The 21,218-nt window shown below is 59.1% G+C and carries 15 protein-coding genes; 9 read left to right on the top strand and 6 right to left on the bottom strand.

Annotation, left to right across the window (positions count from 1 at the left end; genetic code table 11):
- Positions 1–53 precede the first annotated feature (53 nt).
- From ACFSYH_RS10320 to ACFSYH_RS10310, 3 genes are all read left to right on the top strand, one after another.
- Positions 54–932, top strand: coding sequence for an N-acetylneuraminate synthase family protein (locus ACFSYH_RS10320; RefSeq protein WP_377466881.1), 879 nt, complete (start codon positions 54–56; stop codon positions 930–932).
- Positions 933–1,013: 81 nt separating this feature from the next.
- Positions 1,014–2,102 carry a hypothetical protein gene (locus tag ACFSYH_RS10315; RefSeq protein WP_377466880.1) on the top strand — a complete coding sequence of 363 codons (1,089 nt, stop codon included), beginning with the start codon at positions 1,014–1,016 and terminating at the stop codon, positions 2,100–2,102.
- On the top strand, positions 2,102–3,373 hold the full coding sequence (locus tag ACFSYH_RS10310; protein WP_377466879.1) for a DUF6716 putative glycosyltransferase: 1,272 nt from the start codon (positions 2,102–2,104) through the stop codon (positions 3,371–3,373). The genes ACFSYH_RS10315 and ACFSYH_RS10310 overlap by 1 nt, the downstream gene beginning before the upstream one ends.
- Before the next feature lie 347 nt (positions 3,374–3,720).
- Here the strand turns inward: ACFSYH_RS10310 and ACFSYH_RS10305 are convergent, their stop codons facing one another.
- Complete coding sequence (locus tag ACFSYH_RS10305; RefSeq protein ID WP_377466878.1) at positions 3,721–4,764, bottom strand: glycosyltransferase family 2 protein; 1,044 nt, start codon at positions 4,762–4,764, stop codon at positions 3,721–3,723.
- Positions 4,765–4,906: 142 nt separating this feature from the next.
- Between ACFSYH_RS10305 and ACFSYH_RS10300 the strand changes: the two genes are divergently transcribed.
- Both ACFSYH_RS10300 and ACFSYH_RS10295 read left to right on the top strand, forming a co-directional pair.
- Positions 4,907–5,434, top strand: coding sequence for an NUDIX domain-containing protein (locus ACFSYH_RS10300; protein WP_377466877.1), 528 nt, complete (start codon positions 4,907–4,909; stop codon positions 5,432–5,434).
- Positions 5,435–5,501: 67 nt separating this feature from the next.
- Positions 5,502–7,448, top strand: coding sequence for an endonuclease/exonuclease/phosphatase family protein (locus ACFSYH_RS10295; protein ID WP_377466876.1), 1,947 nt, complete (start codon positions 5,502–5,504; stop codon positions 7,446–7,448).
- Positions 7,449–7,465: 17 nt separating this feature from the next.
- Here ACFSYH_RS10295 and ACFSYH_RS10290 read toward each other — a convergent pair whose 3' ends face one another.
- Positions 7,466–10,153, bottom strand: coding sequence for a glycosyltransferase family 4 protein (locus ACFSYH_RS10290; protein WP_377466875.1), 2,688 nt, complete (start codon positions 10,151–10,153; stop codon positions 7,466–7,468).
- Between the two features lie 345 nt (positions 10,154–10,498).
- Here ACFSYH_RS10290 and ACFSYH_RS10285 point away from each other — a divergent pair, with 345 nt between their 5' ends.
- Both ACFSYH_RS10285 and ACFSYH_RS10280 read left to right on the top strand, forming a co-directional pair.
- Positions 10,499–11,239: a CatB-related O-acetyltransferase gene (locus ACFSYH_RS10285; protein ID WP_377466874.1), complete on the top strand. Its 741-nt coding sequence runs from the start codon at positions 10,499–10,501 to the stop codon at positions 11,237–11,239.
- Between the two features lie 230 nt (positions 11,240–11,469).
- Positions 11,470–13,911, top strand: a complete 2,442-nt coding sequence (locus ACFSYH_RS10280; RefSeq protein ID WP_377466873.1) for a fibronectin type III domain-containing protein — start codon at positions 11,470–11,472, stop codon at positions 13,909–13,911.
- 265 nt (positions 13,912–14,176) lie between these two features.
- Here the strand turns inward: ACFSYH_RS10280 and ACFSYH_RS10275 are convergent, their stop codons facing one another.
- On the bottom strand, positions 14,177–15,640 hold the full coding sequence (locus ACFSYH_RS10275; protein WP_377466872.1) for an NAD(P)H-quinone dehydrogenase: 1,464 nt from the start codon (positions 15,638–15,640) through the stop codon (positions 14,177–14,179).
- Positions 15,641–15,789: 149 nt separating this feature from the next.
- Here ACFSYH_RS10275 and ACFSYH_RS10270 point away from each other — a divergent pair, with 149 nt between their 5' ends.
- On the top strand, positions 15,790–16,629 hold the full coding sequence (locus tag ACFSYH_RS10270; RefSeq protein ID WP_377466871.1) for a purine-nucleoside phosphorylase: 840 nt from the start codon (positions 15,790–15,792) through the stop codon (positions 16,627–16,629).
- A 4-nt stretch (positions 16,630–16,633) separates the two neighbouring features.
- Positions 16,634–18,436 carry a phospho-sugar mutase gene (locus ACFSYH_RS10265; RefSeq protein WP_377466870.1) on the top strand — a complete coding sequence of 601 codons (1,803 nt, stop codon included), beginning with the start codon at positions 16,634–16,636 and terminating at the stop codon, positions 18,434–18,436.
- A gap of 207 nt (positions 18,437–18,643) precedes the next feature.
- Here ACFSYH_RS10265 and ACFSYH_RS10260 read toward each other — a convergent pair whose 3' ends face one another.
- The 3 genes from ACFSYH_RS10260 to ACFSYH_RS10250 form a co-directional block, all read right to left on the bottom strand.
- Complete coding sequence (locus tag ACFSYH_RS10260) at positions 18,644–18,964, bottom strand: hypothetical protein (RefSeq protein WP_377466869.1); 321 nt, start codon at positions 18,962–18,964, stop codon at positions 18,644–18,646.
- A gap of 65 nt (positions 18,965–19,029) precedes the next feature.
- Positions 19,030–20,070, bottom strand: coding sequence for a matrixin family metalloprotease (locus ACFSYH_RS10255; protein WP_377466868.1), 1,041 nt, complete (start codon positions 20,068–20,070; stop codon positions 19,030–19,032).
- A 222-nt stretch (positions 20,071–20,292) separates the two neighbouring features.
- A complete protein-coding gene (locus tag ACFSYH_RS10250) occupies positions 20,293–21,165 on the bottom strand; it encodes a siderophore-interacting protein (RefSeq protein WP_377466867.1) in 873 nt (290 codons plus the stop codon).
- Positions 21,166–21,218: the final 53 nt, after the last annotated feature.

The following is a 21,218-nucleotide window of genomic DNA, read 5'->3' as shown; positions in this document are numbered from 1 at the left end:
TCGTCGTCAAGAAAACCCAAGCCCACACCACAAAACCCGCAAGGAGAATCGAAATGACCATCAAGCCAGTAGCAATCGCAGACCAGCCGGTCGGAGCGGACCAGCCGGTCTACGTCATCGGTGAAATCGGCATCAACCACAACGGAAGCGTCGAAAACGCCAAGAAACTCATCGACGTGGCCGCTGAAGCCGGTGCAAACGCCGTGAAGTTCCAGAAGCGCACCCCTGAGATCTCGACCCCACTGGCGCAGCGCGACCAGATCCGTCAGACTCCCTGGGGTGAGATGACCTACCTCGAATACCGCTACCGCGTGGAATTCGATGACGTGCAGTACAAGGAAATCGGGGATTACGCGGCGCAGCGAGGCCTGCACTGGTTCGCCTCGCCGTGGGACGTGCCATCGGTTGAGTTCCTTGAGAACCAGGGCGTGCCAACCCACAAGGTCGCATCCGCATCCGTCACCGACATCGAACTCCTCCAGGCCCTCGCACAGACCGGGAAGCCGATCATCCTCTCAACCGGCATGTCCACGATTGAGCAGATCGACAAGGCTGTCGAGACCCTTGGCACCGACAACCTCATCATGATGCACGCCACCTCGACCTACCCGCTGCCACCAGAGGAAGCGAACCTGCGCATGATCGAGACCCTCCGCGAGCGCTACCAGGTGCCGGTCGGGTACTCAGGCCACGAACGCGGTCTACAGATCTCTCTCGCAGCCGTCGCCCTTGGTGCGGTGACCGTTGAGCGTCACATCACCCTCGACCGTGCGATGTGGGGTTCCGACCAGGCAGCGAGCCTTGAGCCAACCGGATTCAAGAACCTCGTCCGTGACATTCGCATCCTCGAGCAGGCCATGGGTGACGGCGTCAAGAAGGTCTTCCCGGGTGAACTGGCTCCGCTGTCGCGTCTGCGCCGTGTAGACGGCTGACGTCCAGACCAGCGTTTCATCCAACGTCCCGGTGAGGGGTGCTGTCTGGCACCCCTCACCAACTAGTAGATAGAGGTACTCGTGACGTACTGGCGGGCAGTTGCCTACGTTGAGTCTCCGCTGCAACTCCTGAGCGCAATCGAGGCCTATGGATACGGCCTGCTCGGAACCGAGACCGACCTTGTCATTCGAGACCCACACTCTACAATCGCGCCGACGCTCCTGGCCCTCAAGGCCATTGGGCTTCCAGCCGGCTTGAAGGTACACATGTCGAAGGACTCTGCTCCTCCCGCCGAGGCTCAAGACGCATCGTCTGCGCGGAAAAAGAAGACCCGACCCATTGAGCAGCGACGCTCACTCAGTCGATCACGCGGTTCCTCGTCAACCTATACTCCACCCAGTCACAAGTATCTGCACGTCATGGGGGATCCCTTCTCAGGACAACAGCAGTCCGGGCTGCTTCGGCACAGCAATGCACACGAGATCGTTATCCTTGACGATGGACTCAACACCTATGCTGCGATCGAGGCATTGGCCGCACAGAAGCCACTTATCCGGCCCGGCCAAACGCTCTCCCCTGCGCGCAAGGTCCTGGGTCTGGCGACAACGCGAGCGCTGCGCAATGCCGCCTTCGCGGGCCAACTCACAATCTTCACGGCCATGCCCGCGACCGAACGCATGCTGCAGCACCTCGATGTCCTTGACGCCAACGTGGTTTTCCACGAGTTTCCGTGGATCAGTGCGCAGCCGACGTCACAGGCCATCGAGGAGGACAGGGTCATCGTTGGAAGCGGATTCGCTGCTGATGAACTCATCGATCCGGACAGATATGTCGAATGGGTCGAGGATTTGGCCCAAGACACCACCGTCCGCTATCTGCCACATCGCCGCACACCCCCATCGGTTCTCGATCAGATTGATGCCATTGACACGGTGACGGTGACAGCCGACAACGCTTCGGTGGAGGTTCTGCTTCGCGGCGTACGGCGAGGCACGGAGATCCATCTCCTGCCGACCACGGCCCTCATCACGTTGTCATCGATTCTTCGCGGTCGCGGTGTCAGCATCATTCCCCATGCTGTGCCCGAGGATTGGTGGACCGACGGTACTCCTGATTCGTTACGTGAATTCCTGTCCCGCCCGCTCGAACTGTTCGAAAGCACGATCTGATGACTGTTTCCAATTCTCACGCCACGAGCCCAATCCTTGTGTCGCCGCCGACTCGTACCGTTAAGGTCGCCGCAGTGGCGGATTCTGACTCCTACGTGAAGTGGGCTGCCGCAACCCTTGAGCAACTTGGCTCTGACTTCACGACCACCCTGCAGGTGGTCCGCACGGCCATCGCTCCCTCTGAGGCACAGATTGAGGCAGCGGTCGCGGGAACTCGTTTTGAACGCAACCTTGGCGGCCTGTCACCGCAGAGAATCTCCAAGACCATCGAATCTCTCAGGGAGGATGCACCGGACGTGGTGCTCCTTGCAGGGACCGGACCGACCATCGAGATTATTGCGGCGATGACCCAACGCTTCGCACGGCGCCCGGCACTCATCTCAGGCATCCCCGGTATGGCTCTCCCGGCTCGGCTCAAAGGTATCGAGTTCAGAGCTCAGGGGCACGCGATGATCGTTCACTCCCACCGAGAAGCACACGAGTTCGGTGCGCTGCTGGCAGAGCGCGGCGTCTCACAGCGACTCGTGGTCAGTCATCTTCCTTTTCTGCCACCGATCACGTCGCCACACGCACACACACCAATCACCTCGATCGTGTTCACACCGCAGGCGCTTGTGCCATCCGCGCCAACCTCACGGTCCGAGATCCTTCGCGCACTGCACGAGACTGCAACCAAGCACCCCCAGATCGACGTGATCGTGAAGGTCCGTGCGCTTGCTGGCGAGCAGCAGACCCACAACGAGCGTTTCCCCTATGACGCTCTGTGGCAGGAGTTGTGCGCGAGTGACCCGACGCTCGATCCCGGCGCACTGCGCTTCGCCACCGGCCCGCTCATCAACTATTTGGTTCCTGGAAGCGCGCACGTCACGGTTTCCTCGACCGCAGCACTCGAGTCGATGGCGGCTGGGCTGCCCACTCTGATTCTGGATGATTTTGGACTGAACGAACGGCTCTTGAACTCCGTATACGCCAATTCCGGTTGTATCGGCAGCCTTGCGGATGTCACCGCGGTCCGGTTCCGGCTGCCCGAGCACGAGTGGATGGTCCAGAACTACTTCCATCCGGAACCGTCTCAGTTACCGGATTCACTCAGGCTACTGGCCGATCAGTCCCGCAACGGTACCTTGCCCCTGAATCGTCCGCTCAACTGGCGTCGCCGGCGTCGCCGGCTCATGCGAAACTACCTGCGTGCGACGCTGCCACCAGTGCTGCTTCAGCAACTGGGGCGGACGCGTCTGCGGCTGAGACGTCTGCTTCGAGGTGGCCGGTAGGCTCCATCGCCTCCCACGAGAGTGCGGATTCATGCACTTTCGCTAACCCCAAGTGCATGAGGACGCACCTTTGTTCAATGCTGGAAGATGACGTGTGCTGAAACGTAACCGACTCGTCGCCAAGCTCAACCGATGGGGCCAAATTAGTCCACATGCATACACACAAACCATGCACCCGGAACAAAAACACCCCACCGGCACTCCCGCCGGAGTTGCCCAGACAGGGTGAAACAGGCTGAGTCGACGGGGTCAAAATGGCCCGGTCCGCACAACCTAAAGTTGGGTCACCGGAACGTTTTCGACCCACCGAGTCGTGTACGAACGTGAACACACAAAACCGCTGGCGATCAGTTTCCCTTGAGGAAACCCCAACCCCAACTAACATGCATAGTCGCAAGAACAGCGGGGAGCCTGATGCACGCACGTGCGGGCAGGTCTCGGCCAATCCACAACCCGCCAAGGACAACCAGGAGACCATAACCGACCGGGGCCGCGAACCCAAGGGTCAACCACCACCCCCACCCCTGACCGGCAAGGCCAAGTACCGCGCCGAACAGACCCAGCACCGTTCCCACGAGCATAGCTGCGACCGCGATGGGCGGAGCAAGATACCGGGGCGAAGCAGTCTGACGGTTGTTGCGGATAACCTCGCGACGCCACATGCCGGTCCGCTCAAACTGGTGCGCGAGTGCTGAGAAACTTGAGCGAGGCCGATACTCAACCTCGACATCTGGCTTAAACCAGATAAGACCACCGGCCTGACGGATACGCAGATTGAGTTCCCAATCCTCGGCACGCTGGTAGTGCTCGTCATATCCACCGACCTGTTTCAGCGCGGCCATCTGAAAGGTACCGAGATATGCGGTCTCGTTTGGCCCCTCGATGCCACCCACATGAAACGATGCCGGGCCGATACCAAGTGGGTGCGACATGGCGCGTGCCACGGCAACCTCGACCGGTGACTTGCCCACCGGCTTCATGAGCCCACCGATGTTTTGAGCACCGGTGCGCACGAGAGCGTCAACCATGGTCTTGATGTACCCGTGAGGCAACCGGGTGTGCCCATCGAAACGGACCACGATCTCGGTATCCGTCGGGCAGTTCGCAAGTGCGATGTTCAGCCCGTTGGGAATCAGACCGGTCGGGTTCTCCACGATCACCACCCTCGGGTCACGAGTCGCATATTCCTTGGCAATCCCATACGTGTTGTCCCGCGAGGGGCCGATGGCCAAGATCACATGGAAAGGACGCGCATACTCTTGTGAGAGTACTGAGTCCAACGCGGCCTCGAGATATCGTTCCTCGTTACGAACCGTGGCGATGACACACACGTGAGGGATGTTTGTCGTCTCGTGCCGAGCGTTCGTTTTACTGAGCGTATCCGCTGACATAGCAAGCACAGTATTACCGCGACATTGACGGCTGGTTGAAGATCGGGCAACGCAAAGTGAAATCCGAGCATAGGTTTGGTATCTCAGACCTCTTCATCCCAAGAGGCGGCCTCACCACAATCAGGTGCGATACGTTAGGGGCATGACTGATGCCCGCGAACAGCGTCCCGAGTTTGTCCGTAAACCCGGTGATGGCTGGATTGAGTGCGGTTGTGGATCGCAGCATTGGGGGCTAAACGGTGCCGCAGGCCTGTTCCTCGTGCGCCGAACGCATGCCGCCAAGGGCCTAGAAGTCCTCATGCAACATCGCGCACCGTGGAGTCACCAGGGTGGAACCTGGGCCGTTCCAGGTGGCGCAATCATGGACGGCGAGTCAGCGACTGCGGCAGCACTGCGCGAGACCTGGGAGGAGGCGGGCGTACCTCCTGAAGCTGCTGCCCCATTCGACTGGCACATACTAGAACATCCCGATTGGTCCTATACGACGGTCCTCGCCGAACTCATCACCCCGAACATCCGGGTTGGTGCCACGGATTCGGAATCGCTGAGTATCGAGTGGGTTGACCTGGACGATCTCCTCGACCCGACCGAACCGCGTCCGTTGCTCCCCGCCTTCAAAGCCGCGCTCCCCACTTTGGTTACGGCAACCACCAGACATTTTCGAATATGACCATCTTGTGACCGACTCCAGGGTAAAACCGCTGATAACTGCCAGCATTAAGCGGTAGATTAGGCCCATGCATATTTCGGGAAGGCGCATTGGAGTTGCGCTAAGCGTTCTGCTGTCGCTCGTCGTGGTCGTGTCCATCGAACTCGTGAAGTTCACTGGCCCTCAAGTCGACTTCCTGATGAACACTCGCGGACTGATCGTAGCCGCGCTCCTCGCTCTGGTCACCTATGCGTCTCCGGCCATATGGATCTTCTTGTTCACGGGTCGCCGCGGCGTCGGCGGCACAAACCTGGTGTGGGCGGTCATGGCCCTTGCCGTGGCACGAGTCGCGGTCCAGGTCTCGTCTGGCTCGCTGCGCCTGATACTCGGATTCGTGGCCGTTTCCATTGGATTGGCGACGATCACTCTCGTGGCAGCTGCAACCTCACGTTTTGGCGGTGTTCTGGTTGCCCGCGGGTTTGCTGGTGGCGTGTTCTTGAGTGCGGCGCTCTCGCTGTCGTTCGGCACCCTCGACGTGATCTGGCGTCCTGGATTTGTTGCCGGTGCGGTGACGGGAGCGATCGTGGCGCTCGCAGTAGCCCTTGCAGCGAGGATGCGCTCCCTTCCCGAACAACCGTACGCACAGGGCCTATGGGCGCTTGGCCCAGCACTTTCACTTGCGATCATGGTGTTTGCGAACCCCGCCTTCACCTCATCGCAGGCGGGAATACCACTGTGGGCAGCCACGGTATCCCTCCTGGCTGCCTTCCTGCTGGCAACCGTCCTCCTGCGCTCGCAGGGTCAGCCCACGCTGCTGTTGACTCTCGTCGTCGTCCTGGCAACAGCCACCGTGTACTTCGTACCAGGCTGGCCGCAGCCGGGTGCCGCTCTCGTGTCAATCATAGTGGTCGTGTTCGTTGCACTCCTGGGTGGTGGAGTGTGTGGACTGGTTGCAGTGGCAACCGAACGCTCTCAACGGCTTTCCTCTCGGCGCCGTCTGGCTGGCGCGGCAAGTGGAACCGGTCTCCTGGTGATTCTGCCTACGCTGGTCTTCCAAGTGGATTACGATATCCCGCTTGGGTTCCCCAATGCGTTCGTCATTGTTACGGCAGCCGCTCTCCTGTGTGTTTATGCACTCTACGTCGAACGCTGGGAGCGTCGGCTCGGGCACCGGGCAAGCCAACCCGACCCTTCCGCGAATTCTCGGTCTGGCCAGTTGGCCCAGATGGGTGCGCTGGTTGGGGTTGCCGTGCTCACCGTGATCGGCGCGTTCATCGTGCGTCCCACCGTTCCCGATGAGATACCCGAGATAGCAGTGTCGCAGGCCCGAGTCCTCAACTGGAACCTGCACTACGGCGTTTCCCTCGACGGGGATCTCACCTGGGACGAGATGGCCGAGGTCATCTCCGACAGCGGCGCGCACATCGTCGCTTTGCAGGAGGTGTCCCGCGGTTGGATCCTTGGCGGTGGCGGCGACATGCTCACCTATCTGGCCAACGAACTCGGCATGGAATACGCATTCGTTGGCGCCGCCGACCTCCAGTTTGGAAACGCCCTGCTGTGGAATCCGATGACGCCGCTGACCGATATCGAGCGCACTGCGCTCGCATACGGCGATGGACCACAGCACCGCTCCGCGATTGCCGGGACATGGGTGTCGTCGGGAATCGACATCCGGTTCGTGAGCGCTCATCTGCAACACCGCGAATCCAACACACCCACTCGCATGCTTCAGATTGCCGACCTGTTTGAGGGCCTGGACATTGATTCGTCCGCCGTTGTCATGGGAGACTTCAACGCTGAGCCTGGCTGGCCCGAGATCATCCATTTCGAATCTCAGGGTTTCGAGTCCGCCGTCGATGTTTACGGCGACCCGAATGCGATGACCTATCCGGCAACTGACCCCACTTACCGCATCGACTGGACCTTCACACTAGGGGTCACAACCGGTGAAACCACCGTACTCGACACCGAAGCGTCGGACCACCTTCCGATCCTCTCCAGTGTCTCCGTCCCCGCTCCGAACTTGAACTAGGTTGCTCTCTCGGTCAGTCACCGACCCGTACGTGCCAGCAGCCCGAGCACGCCGGCACGGGCAGGCGCAGCCTCAGGCTCGTTGGACGGCAGCCAGACAGCGAATTCCTCAATGAGCAAAGGCGCCTTACGCGACTGCGGGTTCAAGTTGAGCGCCCGGCAGGCATACTCGTAGCCGCGCAGCCCAAGCAGACCCCTATCGATCCGGCATGCCTCGCTCAAGTCAAGCCATACACGCGCAGAACCCCACGTCTCGCCACCCAACAGATTCACCAGACGAACATAGAGATCACGAGGCATCATTGAGCGCCCCGACTTGATCAGATACGAGACGTCCGAACTTCCCGGCTGTTCCCCCAGGAATCGGGCGACGCTGACAAGAAGTTCAGAGACTGATCGCACCAGCAAGACCTGGTCGCGCGTACCGACAGCGGCTTGCGAACGTCCATGCCCCGCCACGACTATGGCCAAAACAGACGCGATCCGGTTTCTTAACGCACGTGGCGAAAACAATCCCAAGCGTTTGGCATATGCCTCTGCGTCGACGTCAACCGCTATAGCCCGCGTGATCGCCTCCAACACAGCGGGTGCCGAATACTCCTTGAAAGAGGCATAACCGCGGGCACCGTCGAAGATCTCACTGGTTCCCACACCCACATAGGTCACAATCCTCATGCGGTGCTGTCCCGCTTCCAAGGCGGCTAGGGGCATTGGGTCATCAGCACTCGACAGTAGGAACACATCGGACTGCGTCATCAGCGTGGAAAGCTGCGAGCGCGGTATCGCGCCAAGCCATTCAACGTTCTGAGAGAGTTCCGTGTCCTCATTGAGATGCGGAGTCTTCCGCCCCGCCCAGACAAAACGAAACGGCAGTCCCTGGGCGTGGGCGAGATCGGCGACCTCACAGAAGAGCCCCGCCCCTTTTCGTTCCTGGACTGTTCCCGCCATCATGACGGTCATCTTCTCGGCAGGCTTACCCTCCATCCGCGGAACAAGAACGCCACCCAGACCCGGGGCTGTGTTCAATACCCAGTGCACGCGCCCCGCGCCCAATGACGTGAACAGTTTCATCTGATGTTGGGAGACACACAGGACATCCATCATGGGCAAAAGATTGAGCAGGTTCTGGTGGCGGTCAGGGACCCGTTCCCGCTCGTACTTGATAACCCACTCGGTTTCGTGGGCATAGACAGCCATCGGTGTTCCCCTGTGCACTACATTGCGGACGGCACTCGAGAAAACCCTGCTGCGCCAGAACGGGGCCAGACTGTTGACCAGTACCACGTCGTATCGCAGTAGTTCATCAGTCAGGCTCTTCACGTTCAAATAGGCTCGAGTGTCGATGAGAGTGATATTGCCTCTTTGCCTCTCACCCATCGCCTCTATCGCTGTCTGCAGCGGAATGGCGATTCCCGTGGAGTAGGCGAAATCATCGCCGACCACGGCGATGCGGTTGGGTAGGTTCGACATCTCGAACTCCCAGTCCAGGTTCTCGATGAGGGGATCACTCGGTACCGCAGGTTCTGGGTCGAGTGGTCGCGCGATCTGCGCCCGCAGGATCTCCCGCACACAGGCGCCTGCCGGATCAGGGTTTCGCGCTATGACCTTGTCAATCGGGAACCCCGCCTTGTTCGCTGGGAACACACCCGACTGAACGTATCGATCGAGCACCGTACCCAGTTCGGTCGTCGAAGCGACATTTCGGATCAGGGGGTGAGCGATGCGTGGCATGACTGCATCGACGGCAGCACTACCCACGAAGATCAGCGGTACCTGGTTTTTCAGTGCGTCGGTGTAGATACTTGAGTAGAACGTCACTATCCCGTCGACATCCGCGATCAGGTCTTCTGCGAGGCCCCGTGAGAGCAGGCCCACGTTCTCCGCACCGAATTGTTCGCGGAGCCAGGCAATGTGCTGCTTGGAGCTTGATGGGTGGGGTTTGATCAGGAAGGACCCTACCTTGCGTGTCTGGTTGACGGTTGCGACAAGTAGGCCTTGATGATCGGCTCGGCTACATTTACGCTGCTCCTGCAATGCCTGATCCGCGATGATGAAGAACGGCTCCCGATCTGGGTCAGTCCTGCGGACTGGTTCCGACATTCGTGCGTGAGTACTGAACTCGCGGTTGTCTGACACACCGATCGCACCGGTCACCGCTATGTGGGCAGAGAAGTGTGGGTCTCGTCCTCGAATGAAGTCGCCAGTTGTATCACCCCATACGCACGTCACGGATGGCTGCGTCGCGCCATAGGACCAGTTCTGGTCTCGGTTCAAGAGGTTTGCTCGGCGGAAGTGAAAGTGCAGGTGTCCGTCCTGAACCAAAATCGTGGCCATCTTGTCACGCACGCCCGCCATGACCTGACGTCCACGCCGAGAACGATCATTGAACAGCACCACGGAGTCCACCTGCTCACGACGAACCCAGTCTGCCATCTTCGCCGGTAGCTGATCGGTCCAGTCACGTGCAACGGCCCCTTCACGGGGAAAGACATTGACGTATGTGACATGCTCGCCCAGATCGTTCAACCCGGCTTTGATCCACTGCTCGACGGTGCCCTCAGGATCGGCTGTGACCAGTTCAAAGGTGCTGCCCTCGGGTAGCCGGGCCGCAATCTGCAACGACAGGTGCACCCCGTTTCGGTTCTCCACGAAGAAGGCGACCCTCCGCGCCTGGCTTCGGCTGAGTTCTTCAGTTGCGTCCTTCAAAATCTGCACCTTTTCCAAGGGAACGTGGGTCACCGCGTTGCGGGCCCCATTTACTTCCTCGTGTCCTCCGTGTAGTCCCGAAGGATTCCTGTCATTACGCACATGTTTGCATAGTTTGTCCGATTCCAAATGAATTCAGACTTCGGAGGAGACACCACAAGATATCTGTAAAACACCAGTTCAAGGCGTGTTTAGATGAAAATCGAATTACCAACGATGCGACAGCGCAACGCAACTATTCATACGTTCGACGCAGTTCATTCATGAGCGAGTAGACCGCGCTTCATTTACGTAACGGAACGTTCTACACGGGCGATCTGCCACACTCAACCCTGGAGGCACGAGATGAACGCGCAACCAGTCGACCCCCGTGCGCTAGAGATACTGGGAATCAGAGGAGTTCGACTCCAGGATCTCTCTGACTCTCACTCGCGGCTTAGAGCCGAAACGCCCGTCTCGTTGAACCACGCGCAGATCATCGGGGAAGTCAGTGTGGGAATGTTGACCTACGTTGGCCCCGCAAGCAGCCTACGAGAGGTGTCCATTGGGCGGTACTGCGCGATAGCCCCAAAGGTCATGATCGCTCCTGTTGAACACCCCACCGACTGGTTATCGATCCATCCCTTCCAGTACGACGGCACCCGTCAATTCGACGCGTATCCGTCCTACCTTGCTCTTTCAACGCGACGCACTGGTCGTGGCCCTGTCAAACGCACCGTCGTCGGCAACGATGTATGGATCGGCGATGGGGTTCTCGTGAAGGAAGGCATCACGATTGGCGACGGCGCAGTCATCGGCGCCAGGTCGGTGGTCACCCGGGACGTTCCTCCCTACACGATCGTTGCGGGTGTTCCCAGCCGTTTGGTGAGACCACGGTTCGATCAGGACCTCACAAGACGACTGCTTGCCTTACGTTGGTGGGATCTGGATTTAACCCAGGTCTCTCAAGACCTACCGTTCGAGAATCCCCGACAAGCGATACAGCGGCTAGAGGCTCTCGTACACGACGACAGTTTGTCCCCGATTAGCCCGCCATCTTTCGCCGTCACGAGAACGAATACCGATCTTCACATCTCATCACAGTGACAGCGTCCACCACTGCGAGCGCCTTGTCCAGCATTCCTGGAATGCGGCGGCAGTTAAACGCAGAACTTTAGGAAAAAATCCAAAGATCACCCGTATTGACCTGAAATTCACCCACCGTCTATCGCCTTGTGTCATCAAGTACACGATGGGTTGCTGAACTGCTCCTGGCTCGCAGGCAGGACTAATGAGCCAAGACAAACCCTCGATACCAATGGAGCGTGAATGCTGTCATGAAAATACGTGACGCTCGCCGCGGGCAGATTGCGGTAGGCACAGTCATCCTTGCGATGCTGGGTAGCCTTATCGTTTTGCCCGGCGCAACCGCTGCACCACAGCAGCCTGATCAGACAGATGTACGGGTGCCGAGCTCGCCCGTAATTACCGCCGACACCGAATGGAAATACCTCGACGACAACAGTGATCCGGCACAGGGGCACGAGGACATCCGCGTGTGGACGAAGCCCGAGTTCGATGACTCGGCGTGGAAGACAGCCTCCGGTAGTTTTGGAGCCAAGGACGGAAAACTCCAGAGTGTCAGCGGATATCTGCCGAAGAACCTCCTGAACCACTACATTGACGGTCAGGCTCGCCCAGCAGTTCCGACGTACTTCTTCCGCACCACCTTCGACCTTGAAGCAGGGGTCGCAGAGCAGGTTGAGGCACTGACCGGAGAACTCGTCTTCGACGACGCACTCATAGTGTGGATCAACGGCGAGAAAGTCGCAGGTTACAAGGACGCGCGCGTCACCGGCACCACCAACCTTGAATATGCCGGCGACTCCGCCGGCTCTCCAGTCAAGCGTGAATTCTCTGTTCCAGGAGCCACCCTCAACGACGGCGCGAACACCGTTGCGATTGCTCTCTACCAGGACCGGGAGTCGTCCTCAGACATCTACTTCGATGCTGGCGAATGGAAGCTTACCGGTCAGACCGCTGGCGAGACTCCAGTAGAAAACCTGGCACCAACGCGCGTAATCCTGACTCCACACGGTGATATGAAGACCGAGCAGTCGTTCACCTGGCTTACGGGCAGCGCCGAGCACACGACAGGTGAGGTTCAGATCCGTCCATCGGCCGGCACCGAGAGTGACATCCGCGTTGTGGAAGCCTACAACGTGGGTAAGAACACGACTCTCCCTGAGCACCACTTCTCGGCGACTGTCACCGGCCTCAAGCCTGGCACCACCTACACCTATCGGGTCGGAACCGAAGGCGGCTGGAGCGAGTGGTACGAGTTCACCACTGATGACCCAAACGTTTCCAAGTTCAAGTACCTCTACTACGGTGACGCACAGATCGGCTTGGACTCAACCTGGCCACGCGTCGTCGCGGCAGCCGAGGAGAGGGCTGGCAAGCACATTGGTTCCGTACACGCAGGTGACCTGATCGATGTCGCCTCGAACGACACCCAGTGGAAGAACTGGTTCAAGGGAATGGAGAACTCCGCTACAACCACCAACGTGTTCGCGGCACCGGGTAACCACGAGTACTCCGGCGACAGGCTCATGCAGAACTGGAAGGCTCATTTCGAGTATCAGGCCAATGGCCCTACCAACGAGACGATTGGGGATCTGGCCAAGCGTGCGGAAGGCGACTCGGACGTGGCCCGCCAGTACCGTGCATACTTTGACTGGTGGGAGCAGTTCGCCCGGGAGACCGTGTACTTCGCGGACTACAGCAACATCCGTTTCATCACCTTGAATGCAACCCGCGACACCACGTTCCTGCGTCCTGACGTGTTGCCTTCCTGCTCCGGCTCCGAATGCCCTTCGAACTCGGTGGCCAACCTGTGGATCGACTACCAGGCAGCGTGGCTCGATCACGTTCTGGAGACCAGCCCACAGAAGTGGAACGTTGTGACCTTCCACCAGCCGGTGTACTCGACCTCTTCGGGACGTAACGAGCCGGTTCTGCGCGAGAAGTGGGTTCCCATCTTCCAGAAGCACAACATCGACCTGGTTCAGATGGGCCATGACCACACCTATGGCCGTGGGTTCAACAACGACGACAAGACCGAGGTTGACGGAATGACCACCGGCCCGGTCTACGCGGTATCGAATTCGGGTGCCAAGCACTACAACCTGGAGACCGATGCCCGCAACGTGTGGACCAACAACAACGCGACCCAGGTTCTGCGGGGCCAGGGTGTGACCACGTACCAGGTCATCACCGTGGACGAAGACACGATCCGCTACGAGTCGTACCTCGTTGAGGTGACCTCGATCGCCAACACCGACAAGAAGCCCGGCGATCTGTACGACTCGTTCACGATCACCAAGTACGACGACGGTACGAAGTATGTGACCGAGGACGGCGTGGAGATTCCTGGGCCTGATATTGACCCGATCACGGTGTGCGAAACCACCCCGAACGCGCCCGCAACCGCATGGGACGCAGACAAGGTATATCAGTCCGGTGATCTGGTGTTCGTTGACGGCCAGATCTTCGAGGCCCAGTGGTACGCACACGGTACCGTTCCCGGTGAGGCCTATGGCCCGTGGTCTGCTCTGACCACCTGTGGTGTTGATCCTGCCGAGGTGCAGGAATGGCACGCTTCAACGATCTACCAGGCAGGTGACCAGGTACTCTTCGATGGAGAGACCTACACGGCGTCATGGTGGACTCGCGGTGAGGCTCCTGGCGCATCGCAGTGGGGTCCGTGGAAGAAGTAACCCGCTCCCCTACTGACCCAAGGGTCTGCTAGAAAGGCACCGCACTCCCCAATCTCGGCTGGGCAGAGTGCGGTGCCTTTCTCTGCACTGACCGCGCGAGTGGGATTTAGCCCACTCGCGGCTGCGCAAGTGGGCTAAATCCCACTCGCCGCGAACCCACTTTATTAGCGACGAGGCGCACGGATAAGTAAAAACCTGCAACACCCAGCGTGGCTGAGTGTGCAGGTTTAGGTGTTTAGTCGACAGACTGTTAGTGAACGCAGGGTTAGTCGATGGAGCGGTGTCCCTGTAGCGCGGCCTCGGCGATAGTCCCGGTCAGTGAGGGGTAAACAGTGAACGCTCCGGCAACCTCATCGACGGTGAGGCGGTGCTGCACGGCAAGGGTGATTGGATAGATCAGTTCCGATGCGCGCGGTGCCACGATCACGCCGCCGACAACCGTGCCGGATTCGGTGCGGGAGAACAATTTGACGAATCCCTCGCGGATGCCCATCATCTTTGCGCGGGCGTTGCCCTTGAGTTCAATGCGGGTCACCGTGTATTTCATGTCCAGTTTGAGCAGTTCCTTCTGCGTGTACCCAACGTTTGCGATCTCCGGGGCTGTGAAGATGTTCGCGGCAACGGTGCGCAACTTGATCGGGTTGACCGTGTCTCCCAGCGCATGCGACATCGCGATACGCCCCTGCATTCCAGCAACGGACGCAAGTGGGAAAACCCCGGTGCAGTCGCCTGCGGCGTAGATTCCGCGAACCGAGGTGCGTGACACCTTGTCGGTGACTATGTGCCCAGACTCACGCACCGCCACGCCAACCTCTTCCAAACCGATGTCCTGGGTATTCGGAACCGAGCCAACGGCCATGAGCACGTGGCTTCCGGTAACGACCTGGCCGTCGGACAGAGTCACCTCAACGTGCTCATCGTCCCCGACACCGACAACGCGCGCAGCCTGAGCACGGGACTTCGACAGGACGGTCATGCCGCGAGACTTGAACACCTCTTCGATCAAATTCGCTGCATCCTCGTCCTCTCCTGGAAGAACTCGGTCGCGGGAAGACACGAGCGTCACATCGGCACCCAGTGCGTGGTAGGCACCCGCGAACTCAGCACCGGTCACACCCGAGCCCACCACGATGAGGTGCTGCGGCAGTTCAGTGAGGTTGTAGAGCTGGGTCCAGGTCAGGATGCGGCGGCCATCTGGCTGAGCGTCCGGCAGGACACGAGGCGTGGCGCCGACGGACACCAAAATCGCGTCGGCTTCCAAGGTGAGGTCGGGCTGGGAGGCACCCGACTCGTCGATAATCTCGCTCACCGCAACGCTGCGGTCGGTCAAGAGTTTTCCGCGACCTTGAATAACCTGGATTCCGGCCTGCCGGATGCGGTGTTCGATGTCAGCGGACTGAGTGGCCGCGAGCGCCCGAATACGTTGATTGATCGCGCCGAGGTCCGCGGTGATGGTGTGGGAGGTGTTGCCGGATTCGTCATTGATGCGGATACCGAGTTCGGCTGCATTGCCGCCCAGGGTCATCCATTCGGCTGTGGCGATGAGGGTTTTGGAGGGGACGACGTCGGTGAGGACGGTTGATCCGCCCAGTCCGCGGCGTTCGATGATGGTGACGTCTGCTCCGAGACGCGCAGCGACGAGGGCTGCTTCGTAACCGCCTGGTCCGCCTCCGAGAATGGCGATTTTTGGGCGGTGGGTAGCGACGAGTGGATTGGGGGATGTAGTCACGGCTCAATTATGGCAGCAGGTAGGACTTTAGGCCGTTTGTCCTTAATCTTGAGCATTTTCTATTCACACTGTGACGGTTAGTGTTTCAGTTTCTTGAGTGGAGGCGTTCCAGTGTCGCGTCAAACGCTTAATCGAGATAATCTCGGAGCATGACTTCATCTTCGTTTACACCTGACGACACGCTCTCAAACGTCGACCCCTTCGACATCGCAGCCGAAGCAGCCGCTTACATCGCACAAGTAACAGGCGTTGAAAGCCACGACATCGCACTCGTTCTCGGCTCAGGCTGGGGCGGTGCTGCCGAACTTCTCGGCGAGACCATCGCAGAGATCCCAAGCCACGAGGTTCCCGGCTTCTCGGCACCCGCAGTACACGGCCACGTCGCAACGATCCGCTCGATCCGCATCTCAGACTCCGGTAAGACTGCGCTGGTGCTCGGTTCTCGCACCCACTTCTACGAGGGCAAGGGCGTGCGCAAGGTTGCGCACGGCATGCGCACCGCGGCAGCCGCAGGCTGCAAGACGGTCATCCTCACCAACGGCTGTGGCGGCCTGAACCCGAACTGGAAACCAGGCACCCCGGTTCTGATCGCGGACCACATCAACCTCACCGCAGCGTCGCCAATCGAGGGCGCGAACTTCGTGGACCTCACGGACCTGTACTCCTCACGCCTGCGTGAGGTGGCGCGCACGATCGACTCGAGCCTCGACGAGGGCGTGTACGCACAGTTCCGCGGCCCGCACTACGAGACACCAGCAGAGGTCAAGATGGCTGGCGTTCTCGGCGCGGACCTCGTGGGTATGTCCACCACCCTTGAGGCTATCGCAGCACGTCAGGTCGGCATGGAAATTCTGGGGATCTCGCTCGTGACCAACCTTGCTGCAGGTATCAGTCCGATTGCGCTCTCGCACCAGGAGGTCATTGAGGCGGGTCAGGCTGCCGGCCCACGCATCAGCGCCCTGCTCGCCGACATCGCGAAGAAGCTCTGATCGTATGAGCCTCGAACTTACCGAAGCAGATCAACTGCTCCTGCAGCAGGCCCGCGACTGGATCGCCGACGACCCAGAACCAATCACTCGGGCTGAGTTGACCGAACTGCTCGACACCATCGAAACCGACTCGGATGACGCCGAAGCCCACGGTCGCGCGGGCGCTGCCCTAACGGATTTGCGCGACCGGTTCAACGGAATCCTCCAGTTCGGCACCGCGGGGTTGCGCGGACGCATTGAGGCTGGACCAAACCGGATGAACCGTTCTGTTGTCATCCGTGCGGCGGCTGGTTTGGGCGCATTCCTCAAGGAATCCCTGCCCGGCGAAACCCCGACTGTGGCGATCGGCTACGACGCCCGACACTTCTCGCAGGCTTTCGCGCTCGATTCCGCCGCGGTGCTGACGGCCGCTGGCTGCGAGGTCTACCTCCTGCCCAGCGCGCTATCCACCCCAGTCCTCGCCTACACGATGCGCCGTCTGAACACGGACGCCGGCATCGTTGTCACCGCATCGCACAACCCGCCGCAGGACAATGGCTACAAGGTGTACCTCGGTGGCCGCGTGGTCACCGGTGACGGCCAGGGCGCACAGATCGTGCCACCCTACGACGGCCAGATCGCCGCGAAAATCGCGGCTGTCCCATCGGTTGCGCAGACCTTGCAGGCTCCGTCGGGTTGGATCACGCTTAACGACGATGCGGTCACGTCATACGTGGACGCGGTAGTTGGGTTGAAGTCAGATGGTCCACGCGACCTCACCGCAGTGTTAACGCCACTGCACGGTGTTGGTGGAAAGGTTGTCGAACGAGTCCTGTCCGAGGCGGGTTTCGAGCGGCTCATTCCCGTGGCCGAACAGTATGTGCCAGACCCAGACTTCCCAACGGTCACCTTCCCCAACCCGGAAGAACCCGGCGCTATCGATCTGTCGCTTGAGTACGCGTTCAAGAACGACGCAGACATCGTGATCGCCAACGACCCGGACACCGACCGGTGCGCCGCAGCCGTTAAGGACCCACGCGTTGCCGCCGCGTTCCAGGACGTTCCGTCCGACAATCCTGCCGCCGCTGGCTGGCGCATGCTGCACGGTGACGAGGTTGGCTCACTGCTCGGAAACTTCGTGGCCTCACGCTACGTTGACTCTGGGTGCCATGAGGGTAGGCTACGGCTTGCGAACTCGATTGTCTCTTCCCGACTGCTCGGCAAGATCGCCTCCGCACACGGGCTGAACCACTCGAACACCCTGACCGGGTTCAAGTGGATCGCACGCGCCCCGCAGCTCCTGTTTGGATACGAGGAAGCACTCGGCTACTGCGTTGCCCCAAACCTGGTACGCGACAAAGACGGCATCTCCGCGGCATTGCTGCTCGCCGAACTCGCCGCGCTCCTCAAGTCTCAGGGACGCACGATCATCGACTACCTCGATGACCTGGCCCGCGAACACGGACTGTACCTGACCGACCAACTCTCGGCCCGATTCTCAGACCTGTCCCGCATCCCAGCGACCATGGCCACGCTGCGCTCTGCGCCACCGGCAACCTTGGCTGGCTCAACAGTGGCCCAGGTAGCCGATCTTGCCGACGGTTACGACGGCCTGCCGCCAACCGATGGGCTGCTCCTGCTCGCTGAGGATGGAACACGCGTCATCGTGCGTCCTTCCGGTACGGAGCCAAAGGTGAAGTGCTACATGGAGGTCATTGAGAACGTTGCCTCCGATGCTTCCTTTGACGACCTCACCGTTGCTCGTGCTGCAGCTCGGGCTCGCATGGAGCAGGTACGCCTCGACATGAAGGCTGCCCTGGGCCTCTAGGGTTCCCCGAAACATCAGGCTGGGAGTCCTCCAATAATTGGAGGACTCCCAGTTCTTTGTCTGTTCTTACTGATCGGCTAGTTGAACTCGGCCAAACGATTCACGGGGATACCGTTCTCCATTAGAATCTTCGTTACCTCATCTTCCGGCGCATCCGGCCAGTACCGTTTGAGGCTTTTGATCTGAGTTTGGGCACGTTTCACACAGTCAACGGCTGCGGATCTCAAATTCATTCGAGGTGAATTGATACACCGACAAGACGGCTGGCCCTTGAACCGCATCGCTCGGAACCGTCACTTCAGTTTCGATGCGTCCGCCATCGACTGCATCAAGAACAACAACTTGCGTCACGGTATCACCTTGCACCAATGAAACCGTGATGTCCTGCATGTTATTGACTTCTGTAGCTGGCATCGCACAATCACGTAGCAAACCGGTTCCATACAGTGTGATGACACCACCGGGAGCGACAATAGCCGGGGTAGCCTCTAACGTGATGTCACAAGAAGTACCCGAATCCGTAGTCATGGAGCAACTTGATACGGCCATAACAAAAACCAGTCCGCCAGCCATGCGTAGCAGGCCCGTGGTTCTCATGACTTGTGTCCATATCTGCCGTATAAGCCCAATTTATCTCCCTTGCCGAGGGTCCTTAATAAGTCGCATTGACCCGTGTAGGGACGCATTACTTGTGTTGTATTTTCCGGGGTATGACCGAGCCCAATTGCATGCCCAAATTCATGGATCAGGACCGTTCGCATGTCAAATTTTGCTCCACTACAAGTGGTACTGCTCCCGGTGTGCCACGTTTTTTTGTTCGTTAAACGGATATCGACCTCTGACATTTGCGGTACTGCCACGGGGTGCACGCTCCATCGCGCGCAAGCCAAGCCTAAGGTTCCATCCTTAAGAACTGCTACGTCAACGACACTAACACCATCTTTTGCACTAGCACACTTCGCTTCGGCACCATTTATGTTACTTTGCTTCGTTGTCGTTCCTTTGTATGACATCTTCAAATCACGTGGCTTGCCAGCCATGCCACCACACAAAGTAGTTCCGTTGAGCCAGACATTAGCAGCAACCTTAGCATCGGAAACAAGGCTTGTAGCCGTTATGCCTTTTGCAGGCAGCGAACGCTTGTCATTCACATACCAGTTAAACGGCTTTCCCCACACGCCATTTGCTGTGGCACGGTGTGTCTCACTACAACTCGGCTTCGTCACCTTCTTTGAAGTAACTTTTCCTGTCACACTCTGCGCGTCTGACTCCCCGAGATCTAGCGTAAGGACGTCGTTCTCCCAGCCTATATCTTCTAGGTAGCGCCTAAGATCTGACTCGTCACCAGACTCAATCCGCACCTTGAGATTCCCTGACCAGTCGGCCTCGATTGCAATTGTCTCTTCGTGGCCTTCAGCATTGATCGCGATTGCCGCATAGCCGGTTCCAAAATCGGGTATCCAGTACGACTCTCCATTAATGTCGAGTGTTTCCACTCTGTCGCCACAATCCCGTAAATTCAACCCTTCTTGGAGCTCCTCAAGTGCTATTGAATCTGTCTCGCTGCACGCAATCGATCCTCCTTCCGTAACTCCAGGAACTACCACCCCAATAAGAGGACCAATTACTGTCACTGCAATAAGTGTTCTTAGCTGCATTATCTATCATCCTCATTGACTCTAGTCTTTAAGAGATAATATCGAATACTTCCCTAGAGAAGCGGGACTATCGGCCTACAGCACTGGCTCAATGGCGCATAACCGTGACCATGTGCGTCACGAGACGACAACGAGTTTTCCCTATAGGGAGGACCCTTCGCAATCATTTATGACATGCCGCCACATGGGTGTGCGGCGTTAGCTGGTGGAAACACCCGCCAGTTTTGCTTCGTCCGCTTCGACGCCCCTAGACCAGTCACGCTTCATCTCGCGCCACCGCTCATCTGAGGCACCTGCACGCCAGTAGCCGGAAACACTCATGGCCTTAAGGTCCTGCGCGAAATCGGACCGGATGACGCGGCGAACCTCACGGACCATTGACGCCTCACCGTGCAGGAACACATGTGGCACGCCTTCGTGCGAGGCATACGCGGAACGCACAGCCTCAATAACCGCGGGGGTGTGCGAGACAACCTGGACTTCGCTGCCTTCGGGCGGTGAAAACGCATCGCCGTCTCCCAAGAGTTCCTCGGGGGAATCCGCGATGAGGATGACAACCTTCCCCGAATCCTCGCCCAGTTGTTCCACGGCTGCCGCAATGGCTGGAAGTGCCGAATCGTCGCCAATCAGCAGGTGCCATGGCGCCTGCGCGCTCGGGTTGTATCCACCGCCGATACCCTTGAACTCTGCGGTGTCACCCACCTGCGCGCGCTCTGCCCACGGTGCAGCAACACCGCCCTGTCCGTGCAGAGCGAAATCGATATCGACGGTTCCTGCAACGCTGTCGTGGCTACGGACCGTGTACGAGCGCATGACCGGCTCATCAGAGTTAGTCGGGTCTGGGAGCACGATCTTCATGTACGTGTCAGCGCAGGAGATTGCCTCCTGACCTACAAACTCGCTTGCTTTGAACGTCAGGCGCTGCATGAGCGGCGATAGCCGACGCACCTTCGTGACCGTTGCGGTGATGGCGATGCGGTGACGCACCGGTGGGATCGAGTAGTCGACACTCGTCATAGTACTGTTCAACTCCAATGCCTCGCCGCGGCTCAGGATGCGGGCTCGCGGCACGATGCAACCATTTAGACAACAGTTAAGTTGCGTAATTGATCGTTTCATATTTA

It is taken from the genome of Populibacterium corticicola (assembly GCF_042683685.1).
Lineage (GTDB): Bacteria > Actinomycetota > Actinomycetes > Actinomycetales > Cellulomonadaceae > Timonella > Timonella corticicola.
The sequence above is the reverse complement of the archived record's forward strand: the minus strand, read 5'-3'. Positions and strand labels throughout refer to the sequence as shown.

Coding starts and splice junctions, on each gene's coding strand:
- ACFSYH_RS10300 (WP_377466877.1), top strand. CDS start 4,907: ATGACTGATGCCCGCGAACAGCGTCCCGAGTTTGTCCGTAAACCCGGT.
- ACFSYH_RS10265 (WP_377466870.1), top strand. CDS start 16,634: ATGAGCCTCGAACTTACCGAAGCAGATCAACTGCTCCTGCAGCAGGCC.
- ACFSYH_RS10285 (WP_377466874.1), top strand. CDS start 10,499: ATGAACGCGCAACCAGTCGACCCCCGTGCGCTAGAGATACTGGGAATC.
- ACFSYH_RS10280 (WP_377466873.1), top strand. CDS start 11,470: ATGAAAATACGTGACGCTCGCCGCGGGCAGATTGCGGTAGGCACAGTC.
- ACFSYH_RS10310 (WP_377466879.1), top strand. CDS start 2,102: ATGACTGTTTCCAATTCTCACGCCACGAGCCCAATCCTTGTGTCGCCG.
- ACFSYH_RS10270 (WP_377466871.1), top strand. CDS start 15,790: ATGACTTCATCTTCGTTTACACCTGACGACACGCTCTCAAACGTCGAC.
- ACFSYH_RS10320 (WP_377466881.1), top strand. CDS start 54: ATGACCATCAAGCCAGTAGCAATCGCAGACCAGCCGGTCGGAGCGGAC.
- ACFSYH_RS10305 (WP_377466878.1), bottom strand. CDS start 4,764: ATGTCAGCGGATACGCTCAGTAAAACGAACGCTCGGCACGAGACGACA.
- ACFSYH_RS10260 (WP_377466869.1), bottom strand. CDS start 18,964: ATGACTACGGATTCGGGTACTTCTTGTGACATCACGTTAGAGGCTACC.
- ACFSYH_RS10295 (WP_377466876.1), top strand. CDS start 5,502: ATGCATATTTCGGGAAGGCGCATTGGAGTTGCGCTAAGCGTTCTGCTG.